Below are 26,259 nucleotides of genomic sequence, written 5' to 3'. Positions count from 1 at the left end.
ACAACTGTTATGGCAACCCTGCAACTGAGCGCCCTCCAGAAACGCTATGCCAACGGCTTCGTCGCCCTGCACGGGGTCGACCTGGCCGTCGAGGACGGTGAACTGATCGTGATCGTCGGCCCCTCGGGCTGCGGCAAGTCGACCCTGCTGCGCACCCTGGCCGGGCTGGAATCGATCACCTCGGGCGAGCTGACCATCAATGGCCGGCGCGTCAACGAACTGGAGCCCGCCGAGCGTGACATCGCCATGGTCTTCCAGAACTACGCGCTCTATCCGCACATGAGCGTGTTCGACAACATGGCCTACGGGCTCAAGAATCGCGGCGTGCCCAAGGACGACATCCGCCGCCGGGTCAATGCCACCGCCGAGCTGCTCGACCTCGGCGCGCTGCTCGACCGCCGTCCGCGCCAGCTCTCGGGCGGCCAGCGCCAGCGCGTGGCCATGGGCCGGGCGATCGTCCGCGAACCCCAGGTGTTCCTGTTCGACGAGCCGCTGTCCAACCTCGACGCCAAGCTGCGCGTGCAGATGCGCCTGGAGATCCGGCGCCTGCAGAAGCGCCTCAAGGTCACCTCGGTCTACGTGACCCATGACCAGACCGAGGCGATGACCCTGGCCGACCGGCTGGTGGTGATGAACGCCGGCCGGGTCGAGCAGTGCGGCACGCCGATGGCCCTCTACGAGCGCCCGGCGACCCGCTTCGTGGCCGGCTTCATCGGCTCGCCGGCGATGAACTTCCTGCCGGTGACGGTCCACGGCGAGCGCCTGCGCCTGCCCGACGGCGGCGAACTCACACTGGCCGCCGGGCTCGAGGCCGGCAGCGCGCTGACGCTGGGGGTGCGCCCCGAGCATCTCGTCGCTCTGGACGAGGGCGACGCGACACCGGAGGGGGGCGCGGTCATCCAGGCCACGGTGGAGATGATCGAGCCGCTGGGCGCCGATACCCTGGCCTATGCCCGCATGGAGGGCCTCGACGAGCTGCTGGTGGTACGCCTGCACGGCGAGCACGCCGCCGGCGAGGGCAGCGTCCTGCGGCTGTGGCTGTCGCCCGAGCGCAGCCACCTGTTCGGCGACGACGACCGTCGCATCGAGGCGCACCGCGCCACGCCCGTCACCGGATCGCGAGGATGAGCATGTCACCCCATCGCCCGACGCCGGCGTTGCCGGCGCTCATCGCCCATCGCGGCTATGCCGCACGGGCACCCGAGAACACCCTGGCCGCTATCGATGCCGCCCACGCCGCGGGCTGCCGCTGGGTCGAGCTCGACGTGCAGCGCCTCGGCGATGGCATGCCGGTGATCTGGCACGACGCCGACGTGAGCCGCTGCTCCGACGGCCATGCCCGGCTGCGCGAGCTGGACTGGGCCGCCGCCCAGGGGCTCGACGTGGGGCGCTGGTTCGACGCGCGCTTCGCCGGCGAGCGCATGGCCAGCCTCGACGACGCCCTGGCACGGCTCGCCGGGCACGGCATGGGCCTCAACCTCGAGCTCAAGCTCAGCCCCGGCCACGACGCCACCGCCCTGGCCGCGGTGGCGGGACGTGCCCTGGCGGCCCTGCCGCCCGAGCGGCTGCTGATCTCCTCGTTCGACGACACGTTGCTGGCGCAGGTGCGTCGCGACCATCCCGAGGCCGTGCTGGGCTGGCTGGCCGAGGCGTTGCCCGACGGCTGGCTGGCGCGCTGTCGCAGCCTCGACGCCTTCAGCATCAACCTCGACTGGCAGCGGCTGACCCGCGACGATGCCGCGGCGGTGAAGGCCGCCGGCCTGCATCTGCTGTGCTACACCGCCAACGACCCCGAGGCCTTCGCGCCCTGCTGGGAATGGGGCGTGGACGCCGTGATCAGCGACGACCCGGCGCGCTTCGGCGTCCGCCCGGCCTGAGCGGGGTCAGGTACTCTCGCCGGCCATCAGCGTGAAGCCCACGTCGAGCGGGCCGTCGACGGCGGCCTCGCCGTCGAGCCGCGCCAGCACCGCCTGGGCGGCGCGCCGGCCGATGCGCTCCCGGGGCGAGGCGATGCTGGTCAGGCGCGGCGTCACGTGCTGGCCGATCGCCAGGCCGTTGAAGCCGGCGATGGCGATGCGCTGCGGTACCGCGATGCCGAGGCGGTTGGCGTGGAGCAGGGCGCCGGTGGCCAGGTCGTCGTTGGCGAAGTGGATGGCCTCGGCTTCGGGGTGCGTCGCGAGCACCTGATCCAGGGCCCGGGCGCCGGTCTCGAACTGCCCCAGTTGATCCATGTCCAGCAGCGGCGCCTCGAGTCCCGCCGCGGCCAGCACCTCGCAATGCCCCTCGTAGCGCAGCCGGGCGCGATAGTCGCGCGCCATCTGCGCGCCCACGTAGACCACGCGGCGATAGCCGCGCTCGCGCAGATGCCCGGCCATGCAGCGCCCCGCCTTGAGGTGGTCGAGGCCGACGTTGAGGTCGATCGCCGTGCCCAGCTCCATGATCTCGACGATCGGCCCCTCCCACTGGCGCAGGCGCCGCCCGCAGGCCTCGCTGTGGCGCAGGCCGGTGATGACGAGGGCGGCGGGCGACCAGCCGAGGAAGGTGCTGACCAGCTGGTCCTCGCGCTGCAGGTCGTAGTCGGTGTTGCCGAGCAGGATCTGGTAGCCGCGCGCCTCGAAGGTGGCCTGCAGCCCCTGGATCACCTCGGTGAACACGATGTTGGACAGCGACGGCACGATCACCGCGATGAAGCGCGACTGCGCCGAGGCCAGGCTGCCGGCGAGACGGTTGGGCACGTAGCCGACCGTCTCGATGGCCGCCTCGACCCGGCGGCGGGTGGTCTCGCGCACGGACTCGGGCGTGTTGAGCACGCGCGAGACGGTGATCGCCGAGACACCGGCCTCCCGGGCCACCTCGGCGATGGTGGGCTGCTTGGCGCGCCGGCGGGGGCGGCGGGACGAGGTGTCGGCCATGACCGGAGCAATCTCCTGTGCGGCAGGGGGAGGGTAGGGCGACCGTCAATGCTTAGACATTGGTCGTGCCGGGCGCAAACGCACTTGTGCCCGTGGAACGGCTCATCTAACAATGGATGTTAGCGCTAACATTGAACCGCGTCGACAGCCCCGAACCCGTTTCGCGGTGGCCGGCGCCCAGCACGAGGAGGTCGCGAGTGTCTCATCCACAACCGGTTACCGTCGGTGTCATCGGCCTGGGGGCCATGGGGCTGGGAACCGCCCTGGCCATGCGGGAAGCGGGGCTGTCGGTGATCGGCTGCGACGTCTCCGCCGCCGCCCGGGAGACCTTCGTGACCGCCGGCGGTCGCTGCGTCGACTCCCCCCGCGAGCTGGGCGAGCACTGCGACGTGGTGGTCGTGGTGGTGGTCAACGCCGATCAGGTCGAGGCGGTGCTGTTCGGCGAGGCGGGGCTGACGGCCGCGCCGGGTCGTACGGGCCTGGTGATCCAGTGCGCCACGGTGGCACCGAGCTATGCCGAGTCACTGGGGGCGCGGCTGGACGCGGCGGGCCTGTTCCTGCTGGACGCGCCGATCAGCGGCGGGGCCGCCAAGTCGCGTCAGGGGCGGCTGTCGGTGATGGCCTCGGGCAGCGCCGAGGCCTTCGAGCGCGCCGCGCCGGTGCTGGACGCCATGGCCGAGACGGTGCACCGCCTCGGTGACGCCGCAGGCATGGGCTCGCGGGTCAAGCTGGTCAACCAGCTGCTCGCCGGCGTGCACATCGCCGCCGCCGCCGAGGCCATGGCGCTGGGGATCCGCATGGGCATCGATCCCGAGGCGCTCTACGGGGTGATCACCCGCTCGGCGGGCAACTCCTGGATGTTCGAGAATCGCGTGCCGCACATCCTCGAGGGCGACTACACGCCGCTCTCCGCCGTCGACATCTTCGTCAAGGATCTCAACCTGGTGCACCAGACCGGACGCGAGCTGACGTTCCCCACGCCGCTGGCCGCCAGCGCCCTGCAGCAGTTCACCGCCGCCAGCGGCGCGGGCTATGGCCGCGAGGACGACGCGGCGGTGATCAAGGTCTACCAGCGTCTCGCCGGGCTCGCGCTGCCGGGGGCGGCCAACGACGCGGAGGCGCCGTCATGAGCGTGGTGCTGGGCGCGATCGCCGACGACTTCACCGGGGCCAGCGACCTGGCCAACAATCTGGTGCGGGCGGGCATGCGCTGCGTGCAGACCATCGGCGTGCCGCGCGAACCGCTGGATGTCGGCGATGTCGATGCCGTGGTGGTGGCGCTGAAGTCGCGCTCCTGCCCGGCGGAGCAGGCCGTCGAGACCTCGCAGGCCGCGCTCGACTGGCTGCGCGGGCTGGGTGCCCGGCAGATCTTCTTCAAGTACTGCTCGACGTTCGACTCCACGGATGCCGGCAATATCGGCCCGGTCGCCGATGCGCTGATCGAGCGTCTGGGGGCGTCGCAGACGGTGATGGTGCCGGCGTTTCCCGTCAACGCTCGCACCGTCTATCAGGGCCACCTGTTCGTCGGCGATCGCCTGCTCAACGAAAGCGGCATGGAGCACCATCCGCTCAACCCCATGACCGATGCCGACCTGGTGCGCGTGCTGGGGCGGCAGACCCCGCATCCGGTGGGGCTGCTCGCCCATGCCACCCTGTCCCGCGGGGCGGCGGCGGCCGGGGAGCGGCTGGGCGCGCTGGCCAATGAAGGCGTGCGTCACGTGATCTGCGACGCCCTCGACGAGCACGACCTGGCCGTGCTGGCCGAGGCGGTGGCCGATCATGCCCTGGTCACCGGCGGCTCGGGGCTGGGCCAGAGCCTGCCCGAGGTCTACCGCCGGCGTGGCTGGCTGGCGCCGATCGACGATGCCGGGCGCCTGGCGCCCGCCGAGGGCGCGGCGCTGGTGCTGGCCGGCAGCTGCTCGCGGGCCACGCTCGCCCAGATCGCGCATTTCCGCCACGACCACGCCGTCTTCGAGCTCGATCCGCTGGCCCTGGCCGAGGGCGATGCCACCCTCGAGGCGGCGCTCGACTTCGCCCGCGAGCGCCTGAGCGAGACGCACCCGGTGCTGATCGCCGCCTCGGCGGCGCCGGAGCAGGTGCGCGCCGCCCAGCAGTGTCTGGGCGTGGTGCGGGCCGGCGAGCTGGTCGAGCGCGCGCTGGCCGAGCTGGCGCGGCGGCTGGTGGCCGAGGGCGTGGGGCGGCTGGTGGTCGCCGGCGGCGAGACCTCCGGGGCGGTGATCTCGGCGCTGGGCGTGGAGACCCTGCGCATCGGCGAGCAGATCGACCCCGGCGTGCCCTGGATGCAGACCGCCGTCGCCGGGCGCGAGGCGCCGCTGTCCGTGGCGCTCAAGTCGGGCAACTTCGGCGGCACCGACTTCTTCACGCGAGCCTTCGAGGTGCTGTCATGAGCCGCCACGACGACAATCGCCTGCGCGAGCAGATCGCCACCCTCGGCCGCTCGCTGTTCGACCGCGGCCTGACCATGGGCTCGAGCGGCAACATCAGCGTGCGCACCGACGACGGCGGCTGGTTGATGACGCCCACCAATGCCTGCCTCGGCCGGCTCGATCCGGCCCGCATCTCGCGGCTGGACGGCGAGGGCAACTGCCTCGACGGCGACAGGCCCACCAAGGAAAGCTTCCTGCACATGGCGATGTACGCCGAGCGCCCGCAGTCCGGTGCCATCGTCCACCTGCACTCCACCCATTCGGTGGCGGTGTCGTGCCTGCCCGAGATCGATCACGACGACTGCCTGCCGCCACTGACCGCCTACTACGTGATGCGCGTGGGCCGGCTGCCGCTGGTGCCCTATCACATGCCCGGCGACGCCGCGCTGGGCGACGCGGTGAAGGGTCTGGCCGGTCGCCACAGCGCGGTGCTGCTGGCCAACCACGGCCCGGTGGTGGCGGGCAAGTCGCTGGAAGCGGCGGTGTACGCCACCGAGGAGCTCGAGGAAACCGCCAAGCTCTACCTGCTGCTGCGCGGGCACAACCCCCGCACGCTGACCCCGGACCAGGTCGCCGCCCTCGAGGCGCGCTTCCCCCGGGACTGACCCGGCCGGTTTTCGTCACGAGGAGACACGATGCTTCGTTTTGCCGCCAATCTCAGCATGCTGTTCACCGAGCGGGACTTTCTCGCGCGCTTCGCGGCTGCCGCCGAGTCCGGCTTCCGCGGGGTCGAATACCTCTTTCCCTATGCCTTCGAGCCGCGCGAGCTGCGCCGGGCGCTCGACGACCACGGCCTGACGCAGGTGCTGTTCAACCTGCCGCCGGGCGACTGGGCGGCCGGTGAACGCGGCCTGGCCAGTTTGCCCGGGCGCGAGGCGGAGTTCCGCGACAGCATCGACGAGGCGCTGCGCTACGCCGAGGCGCTGGACTGCCCGCGCCTGCACGCCATGGCCGGCGTGGTGCCGGCGGAGGCCGATGCGGCGACCCGCGAGGCACACCGGGCGACCTATATCGCCAACCTGCGCCATGCCGCCGCCGAACTGGCCAAGGCGGGGCGCACCCTGCTCATCGAGCCGATCAACGAGCACGACATGCCGGGCTACTTCCTGAACCGTCAGGCCCAGGCCCGTGAGGTTCTCGAACAGGTCGGCGCGGCCAACCTGCGCGTCCAGTTCGACCTCTATCACTGCCAGATGAGCGAGGGGAACCTCACCGCCGCGCTGGAGGCCCAGTTCCCGCGGATCGGCCACGTGCAGATCGCCGGGGTGCCCGGTCGCCACGAGCCGGATGTCGGCGAGATTCACTATCCGGCCCTGTTCGACCGGCTCGAGGCGCTGGGCTACGACGGCTGGATCGGCTGCGAGTACCGTCCGGCGGGCGAGACCCGCGCCGGGCTGGGCTGGGGCGCGGCCTACGGGCTGACCACCGGCGCCCCGAACGTCGACTGACGACAACGACAACACGAGGAATCGAGGTACCACGATGCACGTTCTGATCACCGGCGCCGCCGGCTTTCTGGGCCAGCGCCTGAGCGCGGCCCTGCTCGAGCAGGGGAGCCTCAACGGCCGGCCCCTGACGCGCCTGACCCTCGTCGATCAGGTCGCGCCGACCCTGGAAGAGCGCGAGGGCGTGACCCTGGACTGCCGGGCGCTGGACATCGCCCGCCCCGGGGCGCTCGACGACGTGCTCGCCGACGCCCCCGCGGTGATCTATCACCTCGCCGCGGTGGTCAGCTCGGCCGCCGAGGCGGACCTCGACCTGGGCCTGCACGTCAACTTCGATGCCACCCGCGCCCTGCTGGAGGGCTGCCGGCAGGCCGGGCTGTCGAGCACCCGCCTGATCATGGCCAGCTCGGTGGCGGTCTACGGCGGCGAGCTGCCGGCGGTGCTCGACGACATGACGGCGCTGACGCCGCAGAGTTCCTACGGCGCACAGAAGGCGATGTGCGAGCTGTTGATCAACGACTACAGCCGCCGCGGGCTGGTCGACGGCTGCGTGCTGCGCCTGCCGACCATCGTCATTCGTCCCGGCCGGCCGAACGCCGCGGCCTCGAGCTTCGCCTCCAGCATCCTGCGCGAGCCGCTCAACGGCGAGGCGGCGATCTGCCCGGTGCCCACCGATCTCGAGCTGTTCGTGATGTCGCCGCGGCGGGTCATCGACGCGCTGCTGCACGGCGCGACGCTGCCCGGCGAGGCGCTGGCCCCCTATCGGGCCTTCATGCTGCCGGGCATCACGGTGAGTGTCGCCGCCATGCTCGAGGTGCTGCGCGAACGCGGTGGCGAGGCGGCGCTTGCGCGCGTGCGCCACGAGCCCGATCCGCGCATCGAGGCCATCGTTGCCAGCTGGCCGGCCCGTTTCAACAACCGTCGCGCCGAGGCCCTGGGCTTTCGGGGCGATACCGACTTCCACGAGATCGTCCAGGCCTTCCTGGACGAGCGTGGCTGACCCCGAGCTGTTCGGGGCCACTCCCAGGGTTTGTCCGAAAAGTTGGCGAGTGCAGCCAGTTTTCAGGCAAAGCCTGACCGTCAAAGCCTATCGAGGACATAACAATGAGCAAGACCCTCTCACGCCGCTCGCTGGCCGCCGCCGTGGCCGGTGTCACCGCCTCGCTGCTGTCGCTGACCGCCGTCAATGCCGAGGCCGCGCAGACCATCACCCTGGGCCACACGCTGTCCGACAGCTCCCACTACTCGGTGGGCGCCGATGCCTTCAAGGAAACCCTCGAACGCCTGAGCGACGGCGAGTTCCAGGTCGAGGAGCACCCCTCCGGCTCGCTGGGCGGCGAGCGGGCGATGATCGAAGGCCTGCAGATCGGCACCGTGGACGTGGTGATCACCTCGACCGGGCCGCTGGGCAACTTCGTGCCCCAGACCTACGTGCTCGACCTGCCGTTCCTGTTCAAGGACTACAAGCAGGCGCGCTGCGTGCTGGACGGCCCCATCGGCCAGGACCTGCTGGACAAGATGGGCGAGCACAATCTGGTGGGGCTGGCCTGGTCCGAGAACGGCTTCCGCCACCTGACCAACAGCAAGCGTGCGGTCAAGACGCCGGAAGACGTCAAGGGACTGAAGATCCGCACCATGGAGAACAAGGTCCACATGGCGGCCTTCAAGGCGATGGGCGCGCATCCCACACCGATGGCCTTCCCCGAACTGTTCACTGCGCTGCAGCAGGGCACCGTCGACGGTCAGGAAAACCCCATCACGGTGATCGTCGCCACCAAGTTCTGGGAGGTTCAGAACCACCTCTCGCTGACCGGCCACGTCTACTCGCCGGCGGTGGTGCTGGGCTCGCCGGTGCTGCTCGACGGCCTCTCCGAGGAGGAGCGCGGCTGGTTCAAGCAGGCCGCCGAGGCCTCGGCCAAGGCGACCCGCGACGAGGTCACCCGTCTCGAGAAGGAAGGCGTCAAGCTGCTGCGTGACAAGGGCATGCAGGTCGAGACCGACATCGACAAGGCACCCTTCCAGGAGGCCGTCCAGCCGGCCTACAAGATCTACACCGACGAGTATGGCAGCGAGATGCTCGATCGCATCCACGGCAGCCAGTGCTACCAGGCCAGCTGAGGTGACGGCCCGGCGCCCGCGGGCGCCGGGCCTCTCGTGTCGACAAGGTGACGATTATGCTAGAGCGATTCCTGGGCCTGGAGCGCTGGACGACCCGCGTGGCGATGATCGGGGCGGTCGCCATGCTGATCGTGTCGGTGCTGCTGGGCTTCTATCAGGTACTGACACGCTTCGTGTTCGATGCGCCCTCGACGTGGTCCGAGGTGATCTCGCGTTCGGCGATGATCTGGTGCGTGTTCCTGGGCGCGGCGGCGGGCTTTCGCGGCGGCTTCATGATGTCCGTGGAAGTCATCTACAAGCTGCTGCCGCAGCGCCGGCTGATCTGGATCGAGACGCTCATCGCGCTGTGCTGCGTGGTGGCGCTGTGGGTGCTGATCCAGTACGGCGCGGCGATGACCTGGCGCGTGCGCACCCAGATGCTCTCGGGGCTGGGCATCTCGATCGCCTGGGCCTATGCGGCCATGCCGGTGGGCTCGGCCCTGGCGCTGCTCTCGGTGCTGGCGCGCCTGGCGGCGCAGTGGAGCGGCCGCGAGGCCGTGGGCGTGACCGCCGGTGCCGAGGCGGATGATGCCACCGAGGCGACCAGTGTTCCCCCCGCTCCCACCGCCGCGGCCTCCGATGCCGCTTCCCTCCACGACAAGGAGGCGCGCTCATGAATGCGGCCATCGGTCTTTCCCTGATCCTGTTCTTCGCGCTCGGCGTGCCGATCGCCGTGTCCATCGTGCTGGCGTCGGTCATCGGCATCGAGTTCTTCTCGCGGTTGCCGCTGCTGCTGGTGCCCCAGCAGATGTTCGTGGGCATCGACAAGTTTCCGCTGATGGCGATTCCCTTCTTCATCCTGGCCGGCAACCTGATGGCCGCCGGGGGCATCTCGCGGCGCCTGGTGGACCTGGCCAAGTCGGTGGTCGGCGGGCTGCAGGGCGGCCTGGCGATGACCTGCGTGCTGACCTGCATGCTGTTCGCCGCGGTGTCGGGCTCGAGCGTGGCGACCACCTTCGCCATCGGCTCGATCCTGATTCCGGCGATGGTCAAGCACGACTACCCGCGTCCGCTGGCCGCGGCGATCCAGGCCTCCTCGGCCGAACTGGGGGTACTGATCCCGCCCTCGATCCCGCTGATCCTCTACGGTGTGAGCACCGACACCTCGATCGGCAAGCTGTTCATCGCCGGCATCGGGCCGGGGCTGCTGATCGGCGGCTCCCTGCTGCTGTTCCTGTACATCTTCTGCAAGATCCGCGGCTACGGCCTGCGCGACCGCGAGGAGCGCAGCGCCTTCCCCGTCGCCCTCAAGCGCGCCTGGGTGGCGCTGCTGATGCCGGTGGTGGTGATCGGCGGCATCTACGGCGGCGTCTTTACGCCCACCGAGGCCTCGGCGGTGGCGGTGGTCTACGCGCTGATCGTCGGCGGGCTGGTGTATCGCGAGCTGAGCCTGGCCGAGCTCTGGCCGATCCTGCGCCACAGCGTGGTCTCCACCGCGGCGGTCATGCTGATCATTGCCGCGGCGGCGCTGTTCAGCTTCCTGATCAGCCGCACCGGGCTGCCCCGCGAGGTGGCCGGCTGGGTGACCCAGGTCTTCGACAGCCCCATCGCCTTCCTGCTGGCGGTCAACGTCATGCTGCTGGTGGTCGGCATGTTCATCGAGACCTCGGCGGCGATCCTGGTACTGGCGCCGATCTTCACGCCGATCGCCGTGCAGTACGGCATCGACCCGGTGCACTTCGGCCTGATCATCGTCGTCAACCTGGCGCTGGGCATGTTCACGCCACCGCTGGGGGTCAACCTGTTCGCCGCCTGTGCGGTGGCCAAGCTCTCCATCGACCAGCTGCTGCCCTGGCTGCTGCGCTTCGTGCTGGTGGTGCTGGCCTGTCTGCTGGCGATCACCTATCTGCCCTGGATTTCCATGGGCCTGGTCGAGCTGCTGTATTGAGCCCGGCGTGCCCCGACGAGGAGAAACGTTCATGACACTCAACGACGCCCTGCCACCACCCCGGGCCCTGATCGGCGGCGATTGGGTCGCCACGCCGCAGACCCTGAGCGTGGAGGCGCCCGCCCGGGGCGAGTCCCTCGCCACCATCGCCCGCTGCGAGGCCGAGCACGTCGACTGCGCCGTCGCCGCCGCCCGGCAGGCCTTCGACGGCGAGCTGGGCGACTGGCAGGCCTGGACGGCGCGGCGCCGCGGCGAATGGCTGGAAACCTTCGCCCGCGCCATCGAGGCCGACGCCGAGGCGCTGGCCATGCTGGAATGCGCCGACACCGGCAAGCCGCTGCGCCAGGCCCGCGGCGACATCGCCGCCTGCGCCCGCTACTTCCACTTCTACGCCGGGGCGGCCGACAAGCTGCACGGCGAGACGATTCCGTTCGCCGCCGACTACGCGGTGATGACCCTGCGCGAGCCGTTCGGCGTGTGCGCGCAGATCACGCCCTGGAACTACCCGGCGCAGATCTTCGGGCGCTGCGTGGCCGCCGCCCTGGCCGCGGGCAACACCGTGGTGCTCAAGCCCGCCGAGGACGCCTGCCTGAGCGTGCTGCGCCTGGCGCGTCTCGCCGTGGACTGCGGCCTGCCGCCCGGGGCGCTCAACGTGGTGACCGGCCTGGGGAGCGAGGCGGGGGCCGCGCTGGCCGCGCATCCCGGCATCCAGCACCTGTCGTTCACCGGCTCGCCGGCCACCGGCACCCGGGTCACCCAGGCGGCGGCGGTCAACCACGTGCCGGTGACCCTGGAGCTGGGCGGCAAGTCGCCCCAGGTGGTGTTCGCCGACGCCGACCTCGACAGCGCGCTGGACGCGGTGGTGCGCGGGATCATCCAGAATGCCGGACAGACCTGCTCGGCGGGCAGCCGCCTGCTGGTCGAGGACGCCTGCCACGACGCCGTGCTGGCGCGGCTCGCCGAGCGCTTCGCCGCCCTGCGCTGCGACGCCGGGGAGCGCGACCCGGACTGCGGGCCGCTGATCAACGCCCGCCAGCGCGAGCAGCTGGAGCGCCGGCTCGACGCGGCCCATGCCGACGGCATCCGCACCCTGGCGCAGGGGCAGCTGGCCGAGGGCGCGCCCGCCGGCGGGCACTTCGTGGTGCCGCGGGTGCTGGTCGACATTCCCGACGACCATGCGGTGCTGCACGAGGAGCTGTTCGGCCCGGTGCTGGCGGTGCAGCGCTTTTCCGGCGAGGCGGAGGCCGTGCGCCTGGCCAACGCCACCGAGTACGGCCTGTGCGCGGGCATCTGGACCCGCGACGGTGGGCGCCAGCTGCGGCTCGCCAAGCGCATCCGCAGCGGCCAGGTGTTCATCAACGACTACGGCGCGGCCGGCGGGGTGGAACTGCCCTTCGGCGGCGTCGGCCGCTCCGGCCACGGCCGCGAGAAGGGCTTCGAGGGGCTCCGGAGCTTCACCCAGATCAAGACCGTGGCGATCCGCCACGGCTGACGGACAGCGAGACACGAGGACGACACCATGAGCACGCCCCGCACGATCGGCATGATCGGCATCGGCCTGATGGGCCACGGCATCGCCGCCAACCTGCTGCGCCACGGCCACACGCTGCGCTTTCTCGAGCACCCCGGCAACCAGCCGGTCGACGACCTGCTGGCCGCCGGGGCGACGCCCATGGCTACCCCCCGCGAGGTGGCCCGGGGCGCCGAGGTGGTGATCCTCTGCGTCACCGGCACCCCGCAGGTGGAAAGCGTGCTGTTCGAGGCCGACGGCGTGCTCGAGGGGCTCGATGAAGGGACCGTGGTCATTGACTGCTCCACGGCGATCCCCAGTTCCACCGAGGCGGTCGCCGAGCGGGTGGCCGCCGCGGGCGGGCGCTTCATGGACGCGGCGATGACGCGCACCCCCAAGGAGGCCGCCGAAGGGCGGCTGAACCTGATCGTCGGCGCGCCCGAGGCGCTGTTCGACGAGGTCCGGCCGCTGCTCGAGGACTTCGCGGAGAACATCACCCACGGCGGCCCGGTGGGCTCGGGGCACACCCTCAAGCTGCTGCACAACTACGTGTCGCTGGGCTTCAGCGCGGTGCTGGCCGAGGCGGCGGCCGCGGCCCGGGCGGGAGGCATCGACGCCGCGGCGCTGCTCGAGGTGCTGGGCAACGGCGGCGGCGCGGGCGTGGTGCTCGAGCGCCTGCGGCCGTTCATCAGCGCCGAGGATGCCTCGGGCTTCCGCTTCAGCCTCGCCAACACCTTCAAGGACATCGGCTACTACAACGCCATGGCCGCCGACCTCGGCGCCGAGCGCGAGGTGGCCGGGGCCATCGAGTCGCTGTATCGGCGCATCAACGAGGCCGGCCACGGCGAGCGCCTGGTGCCCGAGCTGATCACGCTGCTCGCCCCCGGCAACTCGCCGTAATTCTGATCTCGCGCCGCTGCGGCGGCGTGCCTTTTCCGCCACGGCGCTCTATATCTGGGAAGACCGAGCCGCAAAGCCCCGCTCGGCCGTTCACCCCGGGAGAGCGTCGATGCCATCCGAACCAATTCCCGCCGCGAGAGGCCCCTGGCGGCGCCACGCACTCATCGCTGCCCTGGTGCTGGGGGCGATCGCCGTCTCGCTGGGCCTGCGGCTGGCGGTGGGCGATCGCTCGCTCCACGGGCCGCTGACCTGGCCGGCGCTGCCGCTGTGGCTGGCCCTGATCGCCGGACTGCCGCTGCTGGCGGAGCTGCTGGTGCGTCTGCGCGCGGGGCAGCTGGGCGCCGACGTGCTGGCGGGATTGTCGATCGTCGTCGCCTACGCGCTGGGCGAGCTGCTGGCCGGCGCCCTGGTGGTGCTGATGCTGGCGGGCGGCCAGGCGCTGGAGAGCTGGGCGGTGCGGCGTGCCTCCTTCGCCCTGGAGGCGCTGGCGCGGCGGCTGCCGGCGGTGGCCCACCGCTGCGGTGAGACGGGAACGGCGGACGTCCCGCTGGCCGAGATCGCCGTCGGCGACCGGCTCGAGGTGCATCCCCACGAGGCCTGCCCGGTGGACGGCACGGTACTCGAGGGGCGCAGCACCATGAACGAGGCCTATCTCACCGGCGAGCCCTTCCTGCTGCCCAAGGTACCCGGTTCGGCGGTACTGTCCGGGGCGCTCAACGGCGAGGGCGTGCTGACGATCCGCGCCGACCGGCGTGCCGCGGACTCGCGCTATGCGCAGATCATGCAGGTCATGCGCGATGCCGAGCAGCATCGTCCGCGCCTGCGCCGCCTGGGCGATCGCATTGGTGCCATCTATACCCCGCTGGCGGTCCTCGTCGCCGCGGCGGCGGGCCTGGCCAGCCAGGACCCGGTGCGCTTTTTGAGCGTGCTGGTGGTGGCCACGCCCTGCCCGCTGATCATCGCCATCCCGGTGGCGATCATCGGCGCGATCTCGCTGGCCGCCCGGCGCGGCATCATCATCCGCGACCCGGCGGCGCTGGAACGCATCGCCACCTGTCGCGTGGCGGTCTTCGACAAGACCGGGACCCTGACCTACGGCGAACCCCGCCTGACCGACATCGACCCGGCCCCCGGCCAGTCCCGCGAGGCGGTGCTCGGCGTCCTGGCGAGTCTCGAGCGCTACTCGCGCCATCCGCTGGCCGGGGCGGTGCTCGCCGCCGCCCGGTCGGAGCACATTCCCCTGCAGGAGACCCGCGAGATTCGCGAGTCCCCCGGCGAGGGGCTGGAAGGGTGCGTCGACGGCCGGCGCGTCACGGTGACCGGCCGCGGCCAGCTGCTCGCGCGCGTTCCCGAGGCGCCGCTGCCGCCGGGACAGGGCGGTCTGGAGTGCGTGGTGTGCATCGACGGCGCCTATGCGGCGACCTGCCGTTTCCGCGACGAGCCGCGGCGCGAGGGGCCAGCGTTCATCGCCCATCTGGGGCCGCGCCACGGCTTCCGGCGGGTGCTGCTGGTGTCGGGGGATCGCGAGAGCGAGGTGCGCTACCTGGCCGACCAGGTGGGAATCGACGAGGTGCGCGCGGGGCAGAGCCCGGAAACCAAGCTGGCGCTGGTCCGCGAGCTCGCCGCCCACGACGGCGTGCTGTTCATGGGCGATGGCATCAACGATGCTCCGGCCCTGGCGGCGGCGACCGTGGGCGTGGCGTTCGGCCAGGGCAGCGCCGTGACCGCCGAGGCGGCGAGCGTGGTGATCCTCGACAGCGCCCTGCAGCGCGCCGACGAGGTGCTGCACATCGGCGACCGGCTGCGGCGCATCGCGCTGCAGAGCGCGGTCGGCGGCATGGCGCTGAGCCTGGTCGCCGTCGGCGTGGCCGCGCTGGGCTACCTGCCGCCGGTGGCCGGGGCGCTGGTCCAGGAGCTGATCGACGTCGCGGCGGTGGCCAACGCGCTGCGGGTGGCCTGGGTCTCCCGCGATCTGGCGGACGAGGTGACCCCGAAACCTGCGCTCGATCAAGGCTGAGTCAGGTTGGCTCGCCGGTCCCGGGCACCCGGCCTATCTTCGCAGGGGAGGGCGGCCCCCGGCCCGAACCGACATCCCGCTGCGAGGTCCGACTCATGACTGCCGTTTCGCGCACGCTGTTCTCTCTGTTGCTGCTCGTCGCCCCGGCGACCCCGGCGCTGGCCTATCACGGTGTCTTGCCGGCCGGTTATGCGGGCCTCGATACGCTGTTCTGGACCTACGATCCGGCGGGAGGTGACAGCGACTCCAGCCTGGGACTGCGCCTGCGCGGCGGCTGGCTGGCCAATGACTACCTGGGTGTCGAGGTCCAGCTGGGCGGCGGGGGGCGCGAGGACGATGGCCGGGAACCCAGCGAGCTGGACTGGCTGGCCGGCGCCTACGTCAAGCTGATGCTGCCGGTCAGCGACGTCATCCATCTCTACGCTCTGGGCGGCATGGCGCATGTGTCGGGCACCTTCGCCGGCGACAACAGCGAAACCGGGCTGTCCGGCGGGCTGGGTGCGGAGATGGGCATCGTGCCCAATCTCGCCATCGGCGCCGATTACATGCGCTACGCCGATGACAACGACATCACCTTCGATGCCGTCAGTTTCGGCCTGACCTATCACTTCTAGGGCGGAGTCGAGCGCGTGACGCGACCCGAGAGCGTGTCTTTCCCCGCACCGCACTCGGCCGAGCCCGAGGCGGTGGCGCAGCGGGCGCACGTCGAGAGTGCCGAGCGCGTGCTGCAGCGGCTCGACAGCCGGTCGGCGGGCCTGAGTCCCGAGGAGGCGGCACACCGGCTGGCTTCCCACGGCGCCAACGTGCTGCCGGAGGCCGCGCGCACGCCGACCTGGCGACGCCTTCTCGCCCAGTTCCACAATGCCCTGATCTACCTGCTGCTGGCCGCGGCGCTGGCGGCCGGGGGGCTCGGCTACGTCGTCGACGCCGCCGTCATCCTGGCCGTGGTGGTGATCAATGCGCTGGTCGGCTTCATCCAGGAGGGGCGGGCGGAGACGGCGCTGCGCGCCATCCGCGAGCTGGCCCCGCCGCAGGCGCGGGTGGTGCGAGCGGGGCGGCGCCTCACGGTGCCGGTCGCCGAGCTGGTGCCCGGCGATGTGGTGCTGCTGGAGGCGGGGGACCGGGTGCCGGCGGACCTGCGGCTGGTTACCGCCCAGGGGCTGCTGATCGACGAGGCGATCCTCACTGGCGAGTCGGCCGTCGCCGAGAAGCAGACGGGGGCGGTGATGGCGGACGCGGCGCTGGGCGATCGCCACTGCATGGCCTATGCCGCGACCTGGGTGGTGGCGGGGCGCGGCAACGGCGTGGTGGTGGCCACCGGCATGGCCTCCGAGGTGGGGCGCATCAGCGCCCTGCTGCGCGACGTGCGGGTCGCCACCACGCCGCTGCTCGACCAGCTCGATCGCTTCGCCCGGCGTTTCCTGTGGGTGGCGCTGCCCAGCGCGGCGCTGGTGTTCCTGTTCGCCGTGCTCTGGCGCGGTTATCCCTGGACGCAGGCGCTGATCGCGGTGGTCGCCATCCTGGTGGGCGCGGTGCCCGAGGGGCTGCCGGCGGTGATCTCGATCACCCTGGCCATCGGCGTGCGACGCATGGCGCGTCGTCATGCGGCGATCCGCCGCCTGCCGGCGGTGGAGACCCTCGGCGCGGTCTCGGTGATCGCCTCCGACAAGACCGGCACCCTGACGCGCAACGAGATGACCGTGTGTCGGCTGGAGAGCGCCGTGGCCCGGGCGACGGTGACGGGGCGCGGCTATCGCCCCGAGGGCAGGCTCGAGCCGGCGGTGGGGGAGGCCGGGGCGGACTGGTCGCTGCTGATCCGTGCCGGGGTGCTGTGCAGCGATGCCGATCTGGTGGCCCGCGACGGCGACTGGCAGGTGGTCGGCGATCCGATGGAAGGCGCGCTGCTGATGCTCGCCCACAAGGCCGGCCAGGACCCCGAGGCGCTGCGCGCCGACTGGCCGCGGCTCGACGAGATCCCCTTCGGCGCCGAGCACCGCTTCATGGCCACCGTCAACCAGGCACCCGACGGCCGGCACTGGCTGTTCATCAAGGGTGCGCCGGACGCGCTGCTGACGCTCTGCCGGCGGGAGGCCCGCGCGGACGGCGACGGCCCGCTCGATCCCGACGTCTGGGCGGCGCGGATCGAGGCGATCGCCGGGGCCGGCGAACGGGTACTGGGCTTCGCCGCCAAGCCGCTCGAACGACCGGGCTCGCCCTTCCGCGAGCTGGGTGACGGCCTGGTCTTCCTCGGCGTGGCCGGCTTCATCGACCCGCCCCGCGACGAGGCGGTGGCGGCGGTGGCCGAGTGTCGCCGGGCCGGCATCGACGTCAAGATGATCACCGGCGACCATGTGGCCACGGCCCTGGCCATCGCCCGGGATCTGGGGCTGGCCGAGCAGCCCCGGGCGCTGACCGGCCAGGAGATCGAGACGCTCTCGGCCGAGGCGCTCGCCGGGCGGGTGGGGGCGGTCCAGGTCTTCGCGCGCACCACGCCGGCCCACAAGCTGCGCATCGTCCAGGCGCTGCAGGCCGGCGACGCCGTGGTGGCGATGACCGGTGACGGGGTCAACGACGCCCCGGCGCTGAAGCAGGCCGACGTCGGCATCGGCATGGGCCACAAGGGCACCGACGCCGCCAAGGAAGCCGCCCGGATGGTGCTGCTCGACGACAACTTCGCCTCGATCGTCGCCGCGGTGCGCGAGGGTCGCGTGGTACACGACAACATCCGCAAGGTGGTGGCCTGGACGCTGCCCACCAACGGCGGCGAGGTGATGACCGTGATCGCCGCGCTGCTGTTCGGCCTCACCCTGCCGATGTCGGCGGTGCAGATCCTCTGGATCAACCTGGTCACGGCGGTGACGCTGGGCCTGGTGCTGGCCTTCGAGCCCGCCGAGCCCGGCGTCATGACTCGCCCGCCGCGCCCCCGCCATCAGGGGCTGCTGACCCGGCTGCTGGTGTGGCGGGTGGTGTTCGTGTCGCTGCTGTTCACGGGGGTGGCGCTGGGCATGTTCTTCCTCGCCCTGGCGCGGCATGCCGACCTGGCCCTGGCGCGCACGCTGGTGGTCAACACCCTGATCGCCCTGGAGGTGGTCTATCTCTTCTCGGTGCGCATCAGTCATACCACCGCCCTGACCTGGCACGGCGTGATGGGCACCCGGGCGGTGCTGGCGGGACTGGCGGTGGTCGCCCTGGCGCAGCTGGCCTTCACCTACCTGCCGGTCATGCAGCGGCTGTTCGAGACCCGGCCGCTGGGCGCGGACGACCTGGCGTGGCTGGCGGGTGTGGCGGTGGCGGCGCTGGGGGTGCTGGAGCTGGAGAAGTGGCTGGTGCGGCGCGTCAACGCCCGCAATGACGGCTGACCCCGCCACCGGACCGCCGCCGTCGGGGATGAATCCCCTCCCACAAGACTACCGGTCAGGCTGACCGGTGTGGGAGCGACTTCAGTCGCGATGAAGGCGCCACCGGGCCGCCGCGTTACAAGCTAGACTTCGTGAGTGGCGATGCTATTCGGGAGGGTCCGATCATGACGACGCCGCTTTCCTGTGTCCGCCAGCTGGGCCGCCGCCTCGACGAGCGCGACAGCGACTACGATGCCCTGCTCGAGGCGGTGGGCGAGCGGCCGTTCGTGCTGCTCGGCGAGGCCTCCCACGGCACGGCGGAGTTCTACGCCCTGCGCGATGCCATCACCCGCCGGCTGATTGAGGAATGCGGCTTCGAGGCGGTGCTGGTCGAGGCCGACTGGCCCGATGCGTGGCGGCTCGACCGCTTCGCCCGCGGCGAGAGCGACGATACCCTGGCCAGCGCCTTCGACGACTTCCAGCGCTTTCCCCAGTGGATGTGGCGCAACGACGTCATGCTCGAGTTCATCACCTGGTTGCGCAACCACAACGCCGTCCGGCCCGAGGCCGAGCGGGTCGGCTTCCACGGGCTGGACCTCTACAGCCTGCATCGTTCGGCCGAGGCGGTGATCGCCTACCTGACCCGCATCGACCCCGAGCAGGCCGAACTCGCCCGTCGCGGCTACGCCTGCCTCGACCACCATGGCGACCCCTTCCATTACGGGCGCCAGGCGGCCTTCGGGCTGAGCCCCTCCTGCGAGGCCGACGCCGTGGCGCTGCTGACCGAGCTGGTGCGCCGGAGCGAGGACTACCTGCGCGCCGACGGTCGTCGGGCGGCGGATGCCCAGTTCCACGCCGAGCAGAACGCGCGGGTGGTGGTCAATGCCGAGGCCTACTACCGGGGCATGTTCGGCAGCCGGGTAGATACCTGGAACCTGCGCGACAGCCACATGGCCGAGACCCTGGCCGAGCTGCACGACCACCTGCGCCGTCAGGGCGGCCAGGGGCGGATCGTGGTCTGGGCGCACAACTCGCACGTCGGCGATGCGCGCGGCACCGAGATGGGCTGGGCGCGCTCGCAGCACAACGTAGGCCAGCTGGTGCGCCAGCGCTTCGGCGCGCGGCGGGTGCTGTCGGTGGGCTTCACCACCCACACCGGCTACGTCGCGGCGGCGCGGGACTGGGAGGCCCCGGTGGAGCATCGCTGGGTGCGGCCGTCACGCCCGGACAGCTACGAGCGGCTGTTCCACGACAGCGGCCTCGACCGCTTTTACCTGCCGCTCACCGGCGAGCGGGCCGAACCGCTGCGCTCACGGCTGCTGGAGCGGGCGATCGGCGTGATCTACCGGCCCGAGACGGAGCGCGGCAGCCACTACTTCCGAGCCTCGCTGCCGGCCCAGTTCGATGCGCTGTTCCACCTCGACGAGACCACCGCCGTCGACCCGCTCGACCGCAGCGGGCCCTGGCACCGGGAGGGCATGCCCGAGACCTACCCCTTCGGGGTGTGAGGCAGGGCCTGTCAGAGGCCCGGCGCGTCAGGGCGTGAGCCACCACCCGACGCCGGCCGCGACCAGCGCGCCGTAGAGCGCGATCACCAGAATCGCGCCACGTCGGCCGAGTGCGGCGGGCGGGCGCGTCGCCGCCTGCCGCCGGCAGTCCTGCATGACCGCGTCGGGGATCAGGTGCAGGCACAGCCAGATCCCCAGCGGCAGCAGCAGCAGATCGTCCAGATAGCCCAGCACGGGGATGAAGTCGGGAATCAGGTCGATGGGCGACAGCGCGTAGGCGATCACCGCCAGGGCCAGCCAGCGGGCCGCCGCCGGGGTGCGCGGGTCACGCGTCGCCAGGTAGAGGGCGGCGACCTCGCGCTTGAGGGCGCCGGCCCAGGCCTTCAGCCGTTGCCACATGGCGGGGCGAGACTCGCGGGGGCGGCCAGCAGCAGCGGGGTGGCGGCGGACGGGCTCAAAAAGCGTGTGGGCGCATCCGGCGCCTGTATGGCCTGCTTGAGCACGGCCTGCGCGTCGTTGACGCTGGTGACGTCGCGCTCCACGGCCAGCAGACCGAGCAGGTCGCGGCGCTTCTGGATCCGCAGCGAGGCGACCCACAGCGGCTGTGGCGAGGCCTGGCAGGAGCCGGTCAGGGTGAAATCCGTGGGCCAGGCATGCAGGACCTGGCGGCGGTTCGGTGTGCCGGCGATCGGATGCGTGGCGCGCAGGGCGGAAGGCTGGCCGTCGTTGAGGCGCGGCAGCGTCGGCAGCCCCGCGGCGGCATGGCTGGGGCTCAGCCAGTGCAGGGCGCTGGTCGGGGTCCAGGGCACATCGACCTGCCAGCCGGCCTCGCTCAGGCGCTGGCGCAGGCCCGCCAGGTCTCCCGCCCATTGCAGGACCATGGGCTCCTCGCCCTCGCCGCCCAGGTCGATGCGGTGTGTCGGCAATTGCCGATAGGCCGCCTGAGACCAGTCCTGCCAGGCCAGCTGCTGGACCGTGGGGTGGGGCACGTAGCGGTCACGATCGGCGGCCAGCTGCCCATGAAGGTGATACGGCCAGACCACGGCCAGGGTCAGCAGCACCACCAGCGACAGCCCGCGGGCCTCGCGCAGCGGCGCATGACGCCGCTGGTGGCTGATCGCCAGCAGGATCACCCAGGCGGTGCCGATGGCGATGCCGGCGCTGACGTCGGCCAGCCAGTGGGCGCCCAGGTAGAGGCGCGAGACGGCGATCAGGGTCACCGTCAGGGCCGCGGCGCCGACCACCCAGCCGCGCCGCCGGGCGGGCAGGGCGCGGGCGACGAGATAGGCCAGGAAACCGTATATCACGGTATTGATGGTGGCGTGACCGCTGGGGAACGAGAAGGTCTCCCAGCCGCTGTAGAGCCCGGCGGTGGGGCGCGGCCAGCGGACCAGCCCCTTGATCAGCGGCGTGAACAGCGCCGCGCCGCCCACCGCGGCCAGCCAGTAGAGGGCGCTGGGCCAGGCACGGCGGAGCAGCAGCCAGGCGGCGACCGTGATGGTGAGGGTGGTGGTCACGATGCCGTCGCCCAGCTCGGTGATCGCCAGCATCAGGGTGTCGCCCCAGTGGGTGCGCAGGGCCTGCAGGGCATGGAAGACCGCCTGGTTGGCCTGCACCAGGGGGTCGCCGGTGAGCAGGTCCTCGAGGAGGCCCAGGAATATCCACAGGCAACCCAGAAGCACCGCAATGGCGAGGGTCAGCATCAGCCCCTCGCCCTGCACGGTGGCCAGCAGACGCGCCACGCCGCGCTGCGCCGTCGTCGCCCGGGGTGCACACCAGTCTTCCAGGCGCGTCATGCCGGCCTGCAATGCCTGAAGCCCGTGAGTCAGCACCACGCGGCGGGTCAGCCAGACGACGAGCCAGACCAGCAGCGCCACCAGCACCAGCAGCAGCACCAGGCGCCCGGCGACCTGGGCGACCACGTGAAGCGACTCGCCGAGCAGTACCCCGGCCAGCACGTGGGTGGAAGCCCAGACGATCGCCGAGGCGATGTTGACGACATAGAAGCGCCCCGGCGGCATGCCGCTCATGCCCGCCGCCAGCGGCACGAAGGCGCGGGGGCCCTGCACGAAGCGCGCCAGGAACACGCCCTTGCCGCCGTGGCGTCGGAAGAACGCCTCGGCCCGCCCCACCCATTGCGGATAGCGGCTCAGCGGCCAGACGCCGGCGATGCGCGCCTCGTAGCGGTAACCGAGCCAGAAGGAGACGCCGTCGCCGGCGATCGCGCCCGCCAGGGCGGAGAGGATCAGCGGCACGGTGCCCAGCGACCCGGTGCTGACCAGGGCACTGATGCCGACGATCAGCATCGAGCCCGGCACCAGGGTGCCGGCGACCGGCAGCGCCTCCGCCATGGCGGACAGGCCCACGATGGCATAGGCGATGGCACTGTGCTGCGCCGACAGTTGCGTGATGTCGGTGACGAGGGATTCCAGCATCGGGTAGCGGCTCCGGCCGGGGAGTTTGGGGGCAGTTTACAGCAGGCGCACCAGACGGCGGTTGAGCCAGCCCTCGCGAGTATAGAGCCCCCTGACCACCAGCGCCGCCAGACTGCCCGTCACCAGCCCGCCGAGGACGTCGCTCGGGTAGTGGGTGCCGACGTAGACGCGCGAGAGCATCACCAGCAGGGCGGCCAGCGCGAAGGCGCCGCCGGCGCGGAAGCGGCGTTGCAGCAGGAAGGTCGCGGCGATGGCGGTGACGGCGGTGGCATGGTCGGAGGGAAACGACGGGTCCGCGCTCGGCGCGATCAGCAGATGCGACAGGCCCTCGGTGTAGGGGCGGGCGCGCTGCACGAACAGCAGGACCAGCTGGTTGAGCGCCAGCCCGCCGAGAAACGCCAGGCCCGCCGAGGCCGCCAGATGACGCGCCCGGTCGCGCTGCGAGCGGGCCCACCACAGCGGCACCACGGCCAGCACCATCAGCGGCACGCCGAATCGGGTGACGGCGATCATCAGGGTATCGAGGGCGGGAAACTGGCCGGCCAGGCCGTTGATGGCATGCAGCAGGGCGATATCGGGTGACACGGGCGACTCCGGTGACGGCGATGACTGTGCCGCTACGCTGACCGCAATGCCTTAAGGTCGGCTTAAGCGCCGCCTTCCTGATGCCCCGCGTCGGTTGTCAGCCCGGCGACAGCCCGGCCAGCCAGGAGTACGGATCGTGCATGACGGCCGCTCCCGCGATGTACAGGAAGACCGCCAGCGCGGCCAGCGCCGCCACGGCGCGGATGATCGGCGTGCGCCCACGGCGGATGGCCAGGCTGCCCAGCCCGATGTAGCCCGCCAGGGCGATCAGCTTGGCCGCCAGCCAGGGGGTCTCGCTCGGCCAGGCCCGCAGCGTGACCATCAGCGTGACGCCCGAGAGCAGCAGCAGCGTGTCGATGACGTGCGGCACCACCCTGACCCAGCGGCGCTGGCGTGCCGGTGAGGCCGTGACCGACCAGGCGGCGCGCAGCAGGAACAGCGTCACGCTGAGCGTGGCCGCGGCGATGTGCAGGTGCTTGAGAAACAGATAATCCATGCCCGGAGCTCGCTTGCCGACCCGAGCCCATGGTACGTCAACCGCGGGGGACCGGCCTGCGACCCGAACGCGCACTGCCCGCGTCGTGTCCCATCGCGCGATCCGCGCTATCGCGGCGCCCACATTGCCGAGCCGAAGGGCGGCGCCTGCCGTGACGGCTCGACGGTTTCGCGTGGCGTGCGAGTGAAGGTGGCGGGCCGCAAGTCGGGGTTGCACGGCGTCGTGCCGTCCAGCGACGCCACGACTGCCGCCGGGGCGGGCGACAGCAGCACCCGGTCGGCCCGGCCGCGGGGGGCGAACTTGCGGGACATCGCGGTGTTGAGCACGGCGGTCACGGGGACGTCGAGCGCGACCGCCATGTGCATGGGGCCGGTGTCCGGGGTGATCAGGCGCGGCAGCTGCGTCAGGGTGGCGGCGAAGTCACGCAGAGTCATGGCGGGGGCCACGCGGCCATGCCGGCCGCAGCGGGCCTCCAGGGCCGGGCGCATCGCGGCTTCCTCCGGGCCGATCAGCAGCACGAAGCGCCGGCCGCGCGCGTTGAGTTCGTCGCACAGCGCCCGCCAGAAATCCAGCGGCAGGCGCTTGTTCAGGTGCCCGCCCACGAACACGCCGACCTCGAACGGCCGGTCGGCCAGTTGCCGGAGCCCGGTCGTCGCCCGGGTACGCTCGGCATCCGAGATCGTCATCCAGGGTCGCGCCTCGCACGCCAGTCCCAGGGTGCGCGCGATGGCCGCCGCCACGTCGTAGACGTGATTGTGGCCGGGCGGCAGGCGGTAGACCTGATCGTAGAGCCCGGCCAGGCGCGAGTCGGCGCCCAGGGTTCGCCGGGCCCTGGCGGCCTTCAGGCAGAGCCGGCCGGTCAGGGAGGTGTCCGCCACCTGGATGGCCAGGTCGTAGCGGCGCCGGCGCAGCGTGCGCCACAGCGCGGCGAGTTTCCACGGGCGAAGCAGCATGTCCCGGCCGAGGGCGTGACAGTGGGTCAGCGGCATGCCCGCGAACAGGGCGACGGTGGTATCGGTGGCCAGGTAGTCGATCTCGAGGTCGGGCCGCCCCGCGGCCAGCGCCTGGATCAGCCGGGCGCTGATCAGGGCATTGCCGATGCGGAAGTTGGGGCGCACCAGCAGCACCCGCCGGACGCCCTCCAGGGTCTGCGGCGTCGCGGGAGGCGCAGCGGATGACACGGCGAGCCGGCGGTAGAGCCAGGCCTTGGCGCGCTTCTCCAGGCGCTTGCCCAGCTGGCGCATGGCGGTGTGACGGCGTAGGCGGGTAAGCAGGTACATGACGGGCCACTCGGGAACGGGACGTGGCCACTATCGAGAGCGTGTCTTAACGGTCGCTTAATGGCTGCGTTTTGCTGCACGGGAAAACAGTCGGTTACAGCCGCGAGGCGGCCAGGGTGATGATCTCCTCGGTGATCGCCTCCTGGCGGGCACGGTGATAGTCGCCGAGCAGCGTCTCGCGGCGCGTGTCGAGGTGGCTCTGGGCGGCGATCATCGCCGACAGGCGCGCCTCGTTCTCGGCGACGAAGGCCAGCAGGATTGCCTCGTGGAGCTCGGCGTGCAGGTACTCGTCGGCCAGCGCCTCGACCAGCGTCGTGGCATCCAGATGGGTGGCCGGGGGCGCGCGGCGTCGGGAGACGGGGAAGCGGGAGTAGTCGAAGGGCAGCAGGGTGCGGCGGGTCACCGGGGGCGGCTCGCCGGTGTCGCCCGGGCGGGCGTGCAGCAGGCTGACCGTCAGCGGCGTGTCGCCGAGCCGGGCATGGATGGCCTCGCCGAGGCCGCCGCCAAGCTCGACGGCGTCAGCAAGGTGCGCGTGGCCGACAATGCCGCCTATGCCCACCTGCTGGCCGAGCCCACCGCGGCGCTGCTCGCGGAGCTTGCCGGCGACTACAGCCACGTGCTGGCCGCGGCCTCCACCACCGGCAAGAACGTGCTGCCCCGGGTTGCCGCGCTCAAGGACGTGGCGCAGATCTCCGAGATCATCGCCGTCGAATCTCCGGATACCTTCAAACGCCCGATCTACGCCGGCAACGCCATCGCCACGGTCCAGAGCGAGGACGCCCTCAAGGTGATCACCGTGCGCTCCACCGGCTTCGATGCGGTGGCCGAGGGTGGCAGCGCCGCCATTGAGGCGGTGGATTTTGTGGCCGACAACGCCCAGTCCACCTTCCTCAAGGAGGAGCTAGCCCAGTCCGACCGCCCCGAGCTGGGGGCGGCCAAGGTGGTAATCTCCGGTGGTCGCGGCATGGGTAACGGCGAAAACTTCAAGCTGCTGGATGGCATCGCCGACAAGCTGGGGGCGGCCATCGGTGCCTCGCGTGCCGCGGTGGACGCCGGCTTCGTTCCCAACGACATGCAGGTGGGCCAGACCGGCAAGATCGTCGCCCCGGACCTCTACATCGCCGTGGGCATCTCGGGTGCCATCCAGCACCTGGCCGGCATGAAGGACTCCAAGGTGATCGTGGCCATCAACAAGGACGAGGAGGCGCCGATCTTCCAGGTGGCTGACTATGGATTGGTCGCCGATCTCTTCGAGGCCGTACCCGAACTCGAACAACAATTATAGGCGAAAGCTCACGAGCTTATTACCGGTTCCGGTATTTGTATCAGGTCGGGCCTTGTA

Annotated in this window: 23 protein-coding genes and 1 pseudogene; 17 read left to right on the top strand and 7 right to left on the bottom strand. The window is 71.4% G+C overall.

The genetic code is table 11. The features are described 5' to 3' along the window. The first annotated feature begins 9 nt into the window (after positions 1-9). Entirely contained in the window at positions 10-1,128 is a 1,119-nt protein-coding gene (locus KGQ91_RS03830; protein WP_224416212.1) for a sn-glycerol-3-phosphate import ATP-binding protein UgpC, read from the top strand. Between the two features lie 2 nt (positions 1,129-1,130). Beyond that, positions 1,131-1,877, top strand: coding sequence for a glycerophosphodiester phosphodiesterase family protein (locus KGQ91_RS03825; protein WP_224420312.1), 747 nt, complete (start codon positions 1,131-1,133; stop codon positions 1,875-1,877). 6 nt (positions 1,878-1,883) lie between these two features. On the opposite strand, the gene KGQ91_RS03820 is transcribed toward KGQ91_RS03825, so the two are convergent. Continuing rightward, positions 1,884-2,912 (bottom strand): LacI family DNA-binding transcriptional regulator, encoded by a 1,029-nt coding sequence (locus KGQ91_RS03820; RefSeq protein WP_224420311.1) that lies wholly within the window; start codon positions 2,910-2,912, stop codon positions 1,884-1,886. A 116-nt stretch (positions 2,913-3,028) separates the two neighbouring features. Here KGQ91_RS03820 and ltnD point away from each other — a divergent pair, with 116 nt between their 5' ends. The 14 genes from ltnD to KGQ91_RS03750 all read left to right on the top strand — a co-directional run bounded on the left by ltnD (position 3,029) and on the right by KGQ91_RS03750 (position 20,121). Beyond that, positions 3,029-4,042 (top strand): L-threonate dehydrogenase, encoded by a 1,014-nt coding sequence (gene ltnD / locus KGQ91_RS03815; protein WP_338140526.1) that lies wholly within the window; start codon positions 3,029-3,031, stop codon positions 4,040-4,042. Continuing rightward, positions 4,039-5,319, top strand: a complete 1,281-nt coding sequence (gene otnK, locus KGQ91_RS03810) for a 3-oxo-tetronate kinase (protein WP_224420309.1) — start codon at positions 4,039-4,041, stop codon at positions 5,317-5,319. Before ltnD ends, otnK begins: the two co-directional genes overlap by 4 nt. After that, the gene (otnC, locus tag KGQ91_RS03805) at positions 5,316-5,963 is read left to right on the top strand and encodes a 3-oxo-tetronate 4-phosphate decarboxylase (protein WP_224416217.1); all 648 of its coding nucleotides are present in this window, start codon (positions 5,316-5,318) and stop codon (positions 5,961-5,963) included. Before otnK ends, otnC begins: the two co-directional genes overlap by 4 nt. Positions 5,964-5,993: 30 nt before the next feature. Further along, positions 5,994-6,806: a 2-oxo-tetronate isomerase gene (otnI, locus tag KGQ91_RS03800; RefSeq protein WP_224416218.1), complete on the top strand. Its 813-nt coding sequence runs from the start codon at positions 5,994-5,996 to the stop codon at positions 6,804-6,806. 34 nt (positions 6,807-6,840) lie between these two features. Continuing rightward, the gene (gene denD / locus KGQ91_RS03795) at positions 6,841-7,803 is read left to right on the top strand and encodes a D-erythronate dehydrogenase (protein WP_224416219.1); all 963 of its coding nucleotides are present in this window, start codon (positions 6,841-6,843) and stop codon (positions 7,801-7,803) included. Between the two features lie 104 nt (positions 7,804-7,907). Continuing rightward, positions 7,908-8,921 (top strand): TRAP transporter substrate-binding protein, encoded by a 1,014-nt coding sequence (locus KGQ91_RS03790; protein WP_163650241.1) that lies wholly within the window; start codon positions 7,908-7,910, stop codon positions 8,919-8,921. 56 nt (positions 8,922-8,977) lie between these two features. Beyond that, positions 8,978-9,577 (top strand): TRAP transporter small permease, encoded by a 600-nt coding sequence (locus KGQ91_RS03785; RefSeq protein WP_163650242.1) that lies wholly within the window; start codon positions 8,978-8,980, stop codon positions 9,575-9,577. Beyond that, complete coding sequence (locus KGQ91_RS03780; protein WP_224420308.1) at positions 9,574-10,848, top strand: TRAP transporter large permease; 1,275 nt, start codon at positions 9,574-9,576, stop codon at positions 10,846-10,848. The genes KGQ91_RS03785 and KGQ91_RS03780 overlap by 4 nt, the downstream gene beginning before the upstream one ends. A 31-nt stretch (positions 10,849-10,879) precedes the next feature. After that, positions 10,880-12,340 (top strand): aldehyde dehydrogenase family protein, encoded by a 1,461-nt coding sequence (locus KGQ91_RS03775; protein WP_224420307.1) that lies wholly within the window; start codon positions 10,880-10,882, stop codon positions 12,338-12,340. Between the two features lie 27 nt (positions 12,341-12,367). Further along, positions 12,368-13,258, top strand: coding sequence for an NAD(P)-dependent oxidoreductase (locus KGQ91_RS03770; protein ID WP_224420306.1), 891 nt, complete (start codon positions 12,368-12,370; stop codon positions 13,256-13,258). Between the two features lie 109 nt (positions 13,259-13,367). Then, positions 13,368-15,275 carry a heavy metal translocating P-type ATPase gene (locus KGQ91_RS03765; protein WP_224416225.1) on the top strand — a complete coding sequence of 636 codons (1,908 nt, stop codon included), beginning with the start codon at positions 13,368-13,370 and terminating at the stop codon, positions 15,273-15,275. Positions 15,276-15,370: 95 nt separating this feature from the next. Then, positions 15,371-15,889: a porin family protein gene (locus tag KGQ91_RS03760; RefSeq protein ID WP_224416226.1), complete on the top strand. Its 519-nt coding sequence runs from the start codon at positions 15,371-15,373 to the stop codon at positions 15,887-15,889. Between the two features lie 15 nt (positions 15,890-15,904). Further along, positions 15,905-18,634, top strand: a complete 2,730-nt coding sequence (locus KGQ91_RS03755; RefSeq protein ID WP_224420305.1) for a cation-translocating P-type ATPase — start codon at positions 15,905-15,907, stop codon at positions 18,632-18,634. A 164-nt stretch (positions 18,635-18,798) separates the two neighbouring features. Next, the gene (locus KGQ91_RS03750; RefSeq protein ID WP_224420304.1) at positions 18,799-20,121 is read left to right on the top strand and encodes an erythromycin esterase family protein; all 1,323 of its coding nucleotides are present in this window, start codon (positions 18,799-18,801) and stop codon (positions 20,119-20,121) included. Positions 20,122-20,148: 27 nt separating this feature from the next. Here the strand turns inward: KGQ91_RS03750 and KGQ91_RS03745 are convergent, their stop codons facing one another. The 6 genes from KGQ91_RS03745 to KGQ91_RS03720 form a co-directional block, all read right to left on the bottom strand. Continuing rightward, on the bottom strand, positions 20,149-20,520 hold the full coding sequence (locus KGQ91_RS03745; RefSeq protein ID WP_224420303.1) for a YkvA family protein: 372 nt from the start codon (positions 20,518-20,520) through the stop codon (positions 20,149-20,151). Next, positions 20,505-22,556, bottom strand: a complete 2,052-nt coding sequence (locus KGQ91_RS03740) for a bifunctional DedA family/phosphatase PAP2 family protein (protein ID WP_224420302.1) — start codon at positions 22,554-22,556, stop codon at positions 20,505-20,507. The genes KGQ91_RS03745 and KGQ91_RS03740 overlap by 16 nt, the downstream gene beginning before the upstream one ends. 36 nt (positions 22,557-22,592) lie before the next feature. Then, on the bottom strand, positions 22,593-23,141 hold the full coding sequence (locus tag KGQ91_RS03735; protein WP_224420301.1) for a phosphatase PAP2 family protein: 549 nt from the start codon (positions 23,139-23,141) through the stop codon (positions 22,593-22,595). A 97-nt stretch (positions 23,142-23,238) separates the two neighbouring features. Further along, on the bottom strand, positions 23,239-23,637 hold the full coding sequence (locus KGQ91_RS03730) for a SirB2 family protein (protein WP_224420300.1): 399 nt from the start codon (positions 23,635-23,637) through the stop codon (positions 23,239-23,241). Positions 23,638-23,744: 107 nt separating this feature from the next. After that, positions 23,745-24,917 carry a glycosyltransferase family 9 protein gene (locus KGQ91_RS03725; RefSeq protein ID WP_224420299.1) on the bottom strand — a complete coding sequence of 391 codons (1,173 nt, stop codon included), beginning with the start codon at positions 24,915-24,917 and terminating at the stop codon, positions 23,745-23,747. Positions 24,918-25,011: 94 nt separating this feature from the next. Then, on the bottom strand, positions 25,012-25,320 hold the full coding sequence (locus tag KGQ91_RS03720) for a F0F1 ATP synthase subunit gamma (RefSeq protein ID WP_224420298.1): 309 nt from the start codon (positions 25,318-25,320) through the stop codon (positions 25,012-25,014). An 84-nt stretch (positions 25,321-25,404) separates the two neighbouring features. Between KGQ91_RS03720 and KGQ91_RS03715 the strand changes: the two are divergent. Continuing rightward, positions 25,405-26,202 (top strand): annotated as a pseudogene (locus tag KGQ91_RS03715) (electron transfer flavoprotein subunit alpha/FixB family protein); the annotation flags it as partial. Positions 26,203-26,259 lie beyond the last annotated feature (57 nt).

Source organism: Modicisalibacter tunisiensis (genome assembly GCF_020148005.1).
GTDB lineage: Bacteria > Pseudomonadota > Gammaproteobacteria > Pseudomonadales > Halomonadaceae > Modicisalibacter > Modicisalibacter tunisiensis.
Note: the sequence above shows the minus strand (reverse complement) of the source record. Positions and strands in the feature narration are given on the sequence as shown.